Below are 9,241 nucleotides of genomic sequence, written 5' to 3'. Positions count from 1 at the left end.
TCCGGTCAACCTGACCTGGGTCGCCATCGGCGGCGGCTTCGACGGCCCGAACCCCTACAACATGATGAACTTCATCAACCGGGTCCCCGACGGCGCCTGCCTGACCCTGGAGACCCTGATGCGCAGCACCCTGCCGGTCAACACGATGGCCCTGGCCATGGGCCTGCACTGCCGGGTCGGCAACGAGGACACCATCTGGGGCGCCAAGGGCGAGAAGATGACCTCGGTCCAGCAGATCGAGCAGCTGGTCCGCATCGCCGGCGAGCTCGGCCGCGACGTCGCGACCGGCAAGGAGGCCCGCGACATCTACCGGATCGGCCAGACCTACGACTCGGTCGACGAAACCCTGGCCCGGCTCGGCTACGCACCCAACCGCCGTCCCGGCGAGCGTGGCTTCACCTTCCACGCCTGACCGCCCGACCCGACGCTGAACCCGGTCCGACGCGGGGCACCGACCTGTTCGAGGTGCCCCGTGTCGGCTCCCCCTGCCTTCACGGCTCCATCCCCGCGAACCTCGCGATCCACTCCTTCCGCCCTGGGAGCACCGATGTCCACCACCGACCAACTCGCCGACCAGACCCTCACACCTGGTTCCTCGCCGTCCGCCGCCCCGAGCACCGCACGCCTCTCACGGGTGTTCCCCTGGCTCGTCTTCGTCCTCACCTTCGGGCTCCTGCTCTCGGACTACATGTCCCGTCAGGTCCTCGCCGCGGTCTTCCCGATGCTCAAGCTCGAATGGGCGCTCACCGACGCCCAGCTCGGCGGGATGACCAGCATCGTCGCCCTGACCGTCGGTGTCCTCGCCGTGCCGCTCTCGCTCGCCGGTGACCGGTGGGGCCGGTCCAAGGCGATCGTCGCCATGGCCGCGGTGTGGAGCCTGGCCACCCTCGGGTCCGCCGTCGCGGCGAACTACGAGCAGATGATGCTGGCCCGGTTCTTCATCGGCCTCGGTGAGGCCGCCTACGGCAGCGTCGGCCTGGCCGTCGTCCTGATGGTCTTCTCACCGGCCCGACGCGCCTCCCTGACCGGCGCGTTCATGGCCGGCGGCTCCTTCGGCTCGGTCCTCGGTGTCTTCCTGGGCGGCCTGATCGCCGTGCAGCTGGGGTGGCGCTGGTCCTTCGGCGTGATGGCGATCATCGGCCTGGTGCTCGTCGCGCTGTACGCCCTGCTGGTCTCGGACCGCAAGCTCGCTGCACACCAGCACCCCGACAACGCGACCGGCACTCCGGGCGCGGCCACCGGCCGGCCGAGCCGGGCCCCCCTGCGCACCCTGGTCTCCACCCCCGCCGTGATCTGCGCGTACGTCGGCAGCGGTCTGCAACTGTTCGTGACCGGCACCCTGTTCGCCTGGCTCCCCAGCTTCTTGAACCGTGCGTACGGTCTCCCGGCCGACCGCGCCGGTGCGCTCGCCGCCGTGTTCATCCTGCTGATGGGCGTGGGAATGATCGTGTGCGGGATGATCACCGACGCCATCGCCCGTACCGTCCCGATCCGCAAGTGGACCTCGGCGATCGTCTACGCCGCGGTGTCCCTGGTGCTGCTCGCCCTCGGCTTCGCCCAGGAGCCGGGAACCGTCCAGCTGGTCCTGATCGGGGCAGGCGCGTTCTTCACCGCCGGCACCACCGGCCCGGCGGGCGCCATGGTCGCGAACCTCACGCCGGCCTCCATCCGGGCCACCGCGTTCGGGACCTTGACCCTGGCCAACAACCTGCTCGGCCTGGCCGCCGGCCCGTTCGTCGTCGGCATCATCGCCGACCGGTTGGGCCTCGAGGGCGCCCTCCAGGTCGCACCGTTCGTCTCGGTGCTGGCCCTGGCCGCCCTGATCATCGGCCGGAAGGCCTACCCCAGCAGCATCCGCAAGGCCGGCGCGGTCGACGCCGCCTGACCTCGACCCGCCCGACCAGCACAGGAGACCCGGCACGATGTCACACACCACTGAGCGCCACAACCCCGTCCGACCCCGGACCTTCGTCATCGTGCCGGGCCTCCGCGGCCACGTGGAGGACCACTGGCAGACCCACCTGGCGGCACGCCTGCCCCACGTCCGGGTGATGCCGCCGGGCCGCCCGAAGGACGATCTGGACGGGCGGGTCGCCGACCTGGAGGATCTGATCCAGCAGATCGACGGTCCGGTCACCATCGTCGCCCACAGCGCCGGCGTCCTCACCACGGTCCACTGGGCCCACCGGTACGGCACCGACCGGCCGACGCCGGTGGACGGCGCCCTGCTGGCCACGCCCCCCGACCTCGCCGAGGAGCTGCACCCGTCCTATCCCTCGCTCGCACAGTTCGGCGAGGCGGGTTGGCTCCCGATCCCCCGTACCCCGCTGCCGTTCCCGAGCATCCTCGCCGCCAGCGCCAACGACCCCCTCGGCGACCCCGAGCGGGTGCGGTCGATGGCCGAGGCGTGGGGCAGCCGCCTGGTGGAGGTCGGCTCGGTCGGACACCTGAACCCCGCCGCCGGCTACGGCGAGTGGCCGCTGGCCCTGCAACTCCTCGACGAACTCGCCCTGCTCCAGTCCGGCCCGGTCCGCGCGAACGCGTCCTGAGCCACCGATCCCCGAACCTCCCGACACCAGGAACCCAAGGAACCGACCCATGCTGAACCTCTCCGTGCTCCTCGAGCACAGCGCCCGCACCCACCCGGACCGGGACGCCGTCGTGCTCGGCGACATCCGGCTCACCTATGCCGCCCTCGATGCCTACGCCAACCGGGTCGCGAACCTGCTGGTCGAGCGCGGCGTGAAGCCGGGCGAGAAGGTGGCCCTGAGCTGCCCGAACACCCCCGAGTTCGTCGCGGTCTACTACGGCATCCTGAAGGCGGGCGCGGTCGTCGTACCGCTCAACCTCATGCTCAAGAGGCGCGAGATCGCCTACCACCTCGCCGACTCCGACGCCGTGGCCTACTTCTGCTTCGAGGGCTCCCGCGCCCTGCCGATGGGTCCGCAGGGCTGGGCCGCCTTCGGTGAGGTCGACACCTGCGAGCACTTCTTCCTGATCACCGCCGAGGAGGACGGCGACATCCACGGGGCCGAGAGGTTGGTCGATGCCCTCGCCGGATGCGCGGAGGAGTTCGAGTCGGTGGCCACCGAGGCCACCGACACCGCGGTCATCCTCTACACCAGTGGGACCACCGGCCGCCCCAAGGGCGCCGAACTGACCCACGCGAACCTGGTCCTGAACACGCTGACCTGTCGCCGGCAGTTCGGTAGCCATCCCGAGGGGCACGAGCGTCACCTGGTCGCGCTCCCGCTCTTCCACTCCTTCGGCTCGACGGTGCAGCTGAACTCGGGCATCTCGGACGGCGCCACCCTGGTGCTGCTCCCCCGCTTCGACGCATCCTCCGCGCTGGGCCTGCTGGAGCGTGAGGAGATCACCTTCTTCGCCGGCGTTCCCACGATGTACTGGGGCCTGATGGGCGCCCTGAACGACGGCGTCGACGTCGACCGGATCGCCCGCAACCTGCGGGTGGCGGTCTCCGGGGGCGCAGCGCTCTCGGTGGAGATGATGAAGGACTTCCAGGCGCGGTTCCACGTGCAGATCCTGGAGGGCTACGGCCTCTCCGAGACGTCTCCGCTGGCGACCTTCAGCGACCGGGCGCGGCCGTCCCGGGCCGGGTCGATCGGCGTCCCCATCTGGGGGGTGGAGTGCCGCCTGGTGGACGAGGACTGGCACACGGTGGAAGGGGCCGACCGGGTCGGGGAGATCGCGATCCGGGGCCACAACGTGATGAAGGGCTACTACAACCGGCCCGAGGCCACCGCCGAGGTGATCCGGGACGGCTGGTTCCGCACCGGCGACCTCGCTCGCCGGGATGCCGACGGCTTCTACTACATCGTCGACCGGGCCAAGGATCTGATCATCCGCGGGGGCTTCAACGTCTACCCCCGCGAGATCGAGGAGGTCCTGATGGCCCACCCCGCGGTCTCGCTCGCCGCCGTCGTCGGCGTCCCCCACCAGTCCCACGGCGAGGAGATCAAGGCCTACGTCATCCGGCACGACGACGCCGACCTCACCGAGGAGGCCCTGGTCGCCTGGGCCAAGGAGCAGATGGCGGCCTACAAGTACCCCCGCCAGGTCGAATACGTCGACAGCCTGCCGATGACCTCGACCGGCAAGATCCTCAAGCGGGAACTCGGTGAGTCCCCGGCCGAGTCCATGCGCCCCGCCGTCTGACGCCTCGGCGCCGACCCCTCACCTCGACGTACCCGCCAGGAGAACTCATGCCCACCCTGTCCCCCGCCGTTCCGCCCGGCCTGGCCCGGAGCGCCACCGGCGCCCTGATCACCACGATCCGCAGCACCCCAGGAGTGGTCGGGCGTGCCGCCTCACTGTCCGCTCAACTGTGCGCCGCCGTGACCGGGCGGTCCGACCTCTCGCCGGGTCGCGGCGACAAGCGGTTCGCGGATCCCGCCTGGACCGAGAATCCCCTCTACCGCCGCCTGGGCCAGGCCTACCTCGCGCTCGAGCAGGCGATCAGCGCGGCCGTGGAGGACGCCGAGGTCGACTGGGCCACCCGCGAGCGCGCTCGTTTCGCCGCCGGCATCCTGGCCAGCACGCTGGCCCCGACCAACACCCTGGCCGGGAACCCGGCCGCGCTCAAGCGGGTGCTCGACACCGGCGGGGGCAGCGTCGTACGGGGCGGCCGGAACCTGGTACGCGACCTGCGCCGGCACGGGCCGATGCCGCGGTCGGTCGACTCCGCTCCGTTCCAGCTCGGCGACAACCTCGGGACGACGCCTGGCGAGGTGGTCTTCCGCAACGAGGTCGTGGAGATCATCCAGTACGCCCCCAGCACGCCGACGGTGCGCTCGGTGCCGCTGCTCCTGGTGTGGTCGATGGTCAACAAGTACTACGTGCTCGACCTCGCCGCCGACCGATCCTTCATCGAGCACGCCGTGGCTCAGGGCATCCCGGTCTTCGTGACCAGTTGGCGCAATCCCACCAAGGACCACGCCGAGTGGGGACTCGACACGTATGTGGGGGCGCTGGTCGAGGCGATGACCGCGATCCAGGAGATCACCGGCAGCGAGCGGATCGGCGCGGTCGGGCTGTGCTCGGGTGGTCAACTGCTCGCCGCGACGATGGGGCATCTGGCCGCGATCGGCGATGATCGCGTCGCGCATGCCTCCTTCGGGGTCTCCCTGCTCGACATGTCGGTGCCGAACGTCGCCGGCATCCTCCTGCATCCCGGGCTGGTACGGGCGGCTGGTCGGGCCACCGAGACCGCGGGGATCGTCGAGGGCAAGCACATCGGGGCGGTCTTCTCCTGGCTGCGGCCCAACGACCTGGTGTGGGGCAACTGGGTCAACAACTACCTGATGGGCAACCAGCCGCCGGCCTTCGACATCCTCGCCTGGAACGACGACACCAACCGGCTGCCGGGGGCGCTCCAGCGCGACCTGCTCGCGATCGCGCAGGACAATCTCCTCGCCGAGCCCGGCGAGCTGCGTGTCCGCGACAGCGGGGTGGATCTGGGCGAGGTGAGCAGCGACGTCTACGTCGTCGGCGCCGAGACGGATCATCTGGTGCCGTGGCAGGGCGCCTACCGCAGCACGCAACTCTTCGGCGGGGAGGCGACCTTCGTCCTCTCCGGCGGCGGGCACATCCAGCACCTGGTCAACCCGCCGGGCAACCCGAGGTCGCACTACCGGACCGGTCCCGAGCCGGGCCCCGATCCCGAGGCGTGGCTCCAGAGCGCCGAGCAGCACCAGGGCACCTGGTGGACCCACTGGGCGGAGTGGGTCGCCACCCGTTCGGGTGAGGAGCGACCCGCCCCCGCCCGGCTGGGCAGCGACCTGCATCCGCCGCTGGAGCCGGCGCCCGGCCGCTACGTCCGCGAGGCGTGAGCCCCGAGGCCCGGTGAACCGGCACCGGGTGAGCCCACCCCGGCCGGGGTGGTGCGGGCTCACCCGGTGCCGCGACATGCTGCCCGCCATGGCGGCAGGGCCGGTCTCCACCTCGACCCGACGGATGCTGCCGATCCTGGACCAGGCGCGCGGCTACCGGCGGTCCTGGCTGCGGCCCGACCTGGTCGCCGGAGCCGTGGTGGCCGCGCTGATCATCCCCAAGAGCCTCGGCTACGCCGGGGTCGCCGGCGTACCCATCGAGCACGGCCTGTACGCCGCGGCCGCCGGCGCGATCCTCTACGCCGTCTTCGGCACCTGCCGGCAGATCTCGATGGGGCCGAGCTCCGGGCTCGCGGCGGTCGCTGGCGGCGCCGTCCTGGCCGCGGGGCTGAGCGATTCCACCGAGGTGGCCGTCCTGGTCGCGGGCATCACCCTCACCAGCGGCCTGTTCTTCCTGGTCCTGGCGGTGTTCCGGATGGGGTGGCTCTCCCAGTTCCTCTCCCGTGCGGTGGTCACGGGGTTCCTGTTCGGTGCCGCGATCGACGTCGTCATCGGTGAGCTGCCCAAGCTGACCGGCACCGAGGGCGAGGGCAGCACCGTGCTCGAGGAGCTCCGGTCCTGGCTCTCGACCCTCGGCGGGGCGCACGTCGCTACGGTGCTGGTCGCCACCGCGGCCCTCGCGGTGGTCCTCGTCCTGCGCCGGTTCGCCCGCCAGGTGCCGGCCGCCCTGGTCCTCCTGGTCGGTGGACTGATCGCCTCCTGGGTCCTGGACCTGGAGGAGCGCGGCGTGGTCGTGGTCGGCGAGATCCCGCGCGGGCTGCCGGCACCGGAGATCCCCGACGTGGGCTTGCTCGTGGATCACGGGCCCACGGTGCTGCTGGCCTCCTTCGCCCTGGTCATGATCGGGTTCTCCCAGACCGCCGGGGATGCGCGGGCCTTCGCCACCAGGCACCACTATCGCGTCGACATCGATCAGGAGTCGGTGGCCCAGGCCGCGGCCAACATCGGCGCGGGGCTCCTCAAGGGCATGCCGGTCTCGACCAGCCTGTCCGCGAGCTCCCTCAACGACCGCTCCGGGGCCCGCACCGGGTTCGCGTCGATCACCTCGGGCGTCATCGTGCTCGGGGCCCTGCTCGTGCTCGCGCCCCTGTTCTCCGCCCTCCCCCAGCCGGTGCTCGCCGTCCTGATCATCGAGGCCGTGGTCGCGGGGATGATGGACGTCGCCGAGATGCGCCGGCTGCGGCGGGTGTCCCGGATCGACTTCTGGGTGGCGATGGCGGCGCTGGTCGGCACCCTGGTGCTCGGGGTGCTCGCCGGCGTCGTCGTGGGGATCGTGCTCTCCCTGCTGTGGCTGGTCCACGTCGTCACCCACCCACGGATATCGGAACTGGGGCGGGAGCGTGGAACCCAGGTCTTCCGGGACCGCGAGGAGCATCCCGACGACGAGACGTTCCCCGGGATCGTCCTGCTGCGCGTGGACGGCGGCGTCTTCTTCGCCACCGCGGACTCCCTCCTGGACCGCGTGCGCGCCCTGATCCTGCGTCCCGAGGTGGACGGCGTGGTCCTGCACTTCGCCGGCGTCAACTTCATCGACTCCCAAGGGGCCGCCACCATCTCGGAGATCACCGCGATGGCCGAGGCCTCGCAGGTCGAGCTGCGGCTGGCCGCCGTACGCCCGCCGGTACGCCGGGTGCTGGAGCGGGAGGGCGCGGTCGGGCGGCTCGGTGCCGACCACATACACGGCAACGTCCACCGAGCCGTGACAGCGATGTCCAGTGCTCTCGGGCGACCACCCGACGGCCAGGAAGGTGATCAGCGGTGACCATGAGCGAACCCACCCCAGCAGCCGCGCCCGTCGTCGTCCCACGATGGGAGTGGCGCACCTTCGGCGACCTCCCCGACGACCCTGTCTGGGGGTTCCTGCGCGGGGTTGCGCCGGTCGAGAGCCGGGAGCACTATCTGCTGTCGCTGCACGGCGACGCCTCCGTCAAGGTCCGGGCGGGCCTGTTGGACGCCAAGATCCTGCGTGCCCTCAACGACGCCGGCCTCCAGCTGTGGGTGCCGACGATGAAGTCCCCGTTCCCGCTCGACGAGGCGGAGGTGGCGGCGGTCCTCGAGGCCCTGGGAGACCCCGGCACGACCCGACCCATGGGCGGGGTGGCGGACGTGGGGTCCCTGGCGGCGCTGGTCGGCGCTCGTCCCGGTCTGCGGGTGGTGCAGACCCGCAAGCTCCGTCGACAGGGGACGCTCGACGGTTGCATGGTCGAGCTCACCGACCTCACCGCAGACGGGCGGAGCACCCGGACCGCGGCGGTGGAGTCGCCGGACCCCGACCTGGTGGTCCGCACGGTCCGCAGACTCGGCATGGAGGGGCGGCGCAACACCTGCATGGCGGCGGGGCTCAAGGCACTTCTGCAGTGGTGGCCCGGCAGGTTCGCCGTCCTCGACGTCGGCACCAACTCGGTGAAGTTCCTGCTGGGCCGGCGGCGGGAGCACGGCACACCCGAGACCCTGCTCGACACCGCGGCGGTCACCCGGCTCGGTGAGGGGCTGGCGGAGACCGGGGAACTGGCCCCTGCTGCCATGGACCGCACCGTCGCGGCGATCGACGGGTTCCTCACCCAGGCACGCCGGGACGGACCGGTGGCCGTCGTGGCGGTCGGCACCGCCGGTCTGCGCCAGGCGTCGAACCGCGAGGATTTCCTCGCCGCCGTCCATGACCGGTGCCAGGTGGGCGTCGAGGTGATCTCGGGGGTCGAGGAGGCCGAGGTGGCCTACCGGGCCGCGGTGTCGGCCCTGCCGCTTCGCGGCGATCGGCTCCTGGTCTTCGACTCCGGTGGGGGGAGCAGCCAGTTCACCCGCGGCACCGCGACCGGCATCGAGGAGCAGTTCAGCCTCGACGTGGGCGCTGTCCGGATCACCGAGAGGTTCGGGCTGGCGGACGCCGTACCCAGGGAGGCCGTGGACGCCGCCTGCTCCGCCCTCGCCGAGGAGTTCGACCGGCTACGACACGGCCCGCGACCGGACACGGTGATCGCGATCGGCGGTACGTCGACCAACCTCGCGGCCCACCTGCACCGGCTGGTCAACTACGACCCGGCCGTCGTCCACGGCACCGTGCTCGAGGTGACCGAGGTCGAGCGCCAGATCGAGACCTACCGTCGGCTCTCCGCGGACGCTCGGCGTGAACTCCCCGGTCTCCAGCCCGCCCGCGCCGAGGTGATCCTCGCCGGTGCCTGCATCGTGCGGACCATCCTCGCGCTCACCGGGCAGGAGGCGATGACCGTCAGCGACCGCGGCCTTCGGCACGGGGTCGCCCTCCAACGGTTCGGCGGCGACGGCTGAGCACGAACGCCACCGATCCCCCGCCGCGGTGGGTTCGGGCCACGCCG

Annotated in this window: 7 protein-coding genes; all 7 read left to right on the top strand. The window is 71.6% G+C overall.

What is annotated here, in order from left to right; all coding sequences use genetic code 11:
* The coding region (locus G515_RS0110120; protein WP_028660044.1) for a 3-keto-5-aminohexanoate cleavage protein at positions 1–412 on the top strand (412 nt) is incomplete at its 5' end.
* Positions 413–547: 135 nt separating this feature from the next.
* Complete coding sequence (locus G515_RS0110115) at positions 548–1,885, top strand: MFS transporter (RefSeq protein WP_157571071.1); 1,338 nt, start codon at positions 548–550, stop codon at positions 1,883–1,885.
* 37 nt (positions 1,886–1,922) lie between these two features.
* Positions 1,923–2,549: an RBBP9/YdeN family alpha/beta hydrolase gene (locus G515_RS0110110; protein WP_051218180.1), complete on the top strand. Its 627-nt coding sequence runs from the start codon at positions 1,923–1,925 to the stop codon at positions 2,547–2,549.
* A 49-nt stretch (positions 2,550–2,598) separates the two neighbouring features.
* On the top strand, positions 2,599–4,176 hold the full coding sequence (locus tag G515_RS0110105) for a long-chain-fatty-acid--CoA ligase (protein WP_028660041.1): 1,578 nt from the start codon (positions 2,599–2,601) through the stop codon (positions 4,174–4,176).
* 47 nt (positions 4,177–4,223) lie between these two features.
* Positions 4,224–5,849, top strand: coding sequence for a PHA/PHB synthase family protein (locus G515_RS0110100; RefSeq protein ID WP_028660040.1), 1,626 nt, complete (start codon positions 4,224–4,226; stop codon positions 5,847–5,849).
* A gap of 88 nt (positions 5,850–5,937) precedes the next feature.
* Positions 5,938–7,671: a SulP family inorganic anion transporter gene (locus G515_RS0110095; protein WP_028660039.1), complete on the top strand. Its 1,734-nt coding sequence runs from the start codon at positions 5,938–5,940 to the stop codon at positions 7,669–7,671.
* A 2-nt stretch (positions 7,672–7,673) separates the two neighbouring features.
* Positions 7,674–9,194: a Ppx/GppA phosphatase family protein gene (locus G515_RS0110090; RefSeq protein ID WP_028660038.1), complete on the top strand. Its 1,521-nt coding sequence runs from the start codon at positions 7,674–7,676 to the stop codon at positions 9,192–9,194.
* The last annotated feature ends 47 nt before the right edge of the window (positions 9,195–9,241 follow it).

The organism is Nocardioides insulae DSM 17944 (assembly GCF_000422825.1).
In the GTDB taxonomy this organism is placed as follows: domain Bacteria; phylum Actinomycetota; class Actinomycetes; order Propionibacteriales; family Nocardioidaceae; genus Nocardioides; species Nocardioides insulae.
The sequence above is the reverse complement of the archived record's forward strand: the minus strand, read 5'-3'. Positions and strand labels throughout refer to the sequence as shown.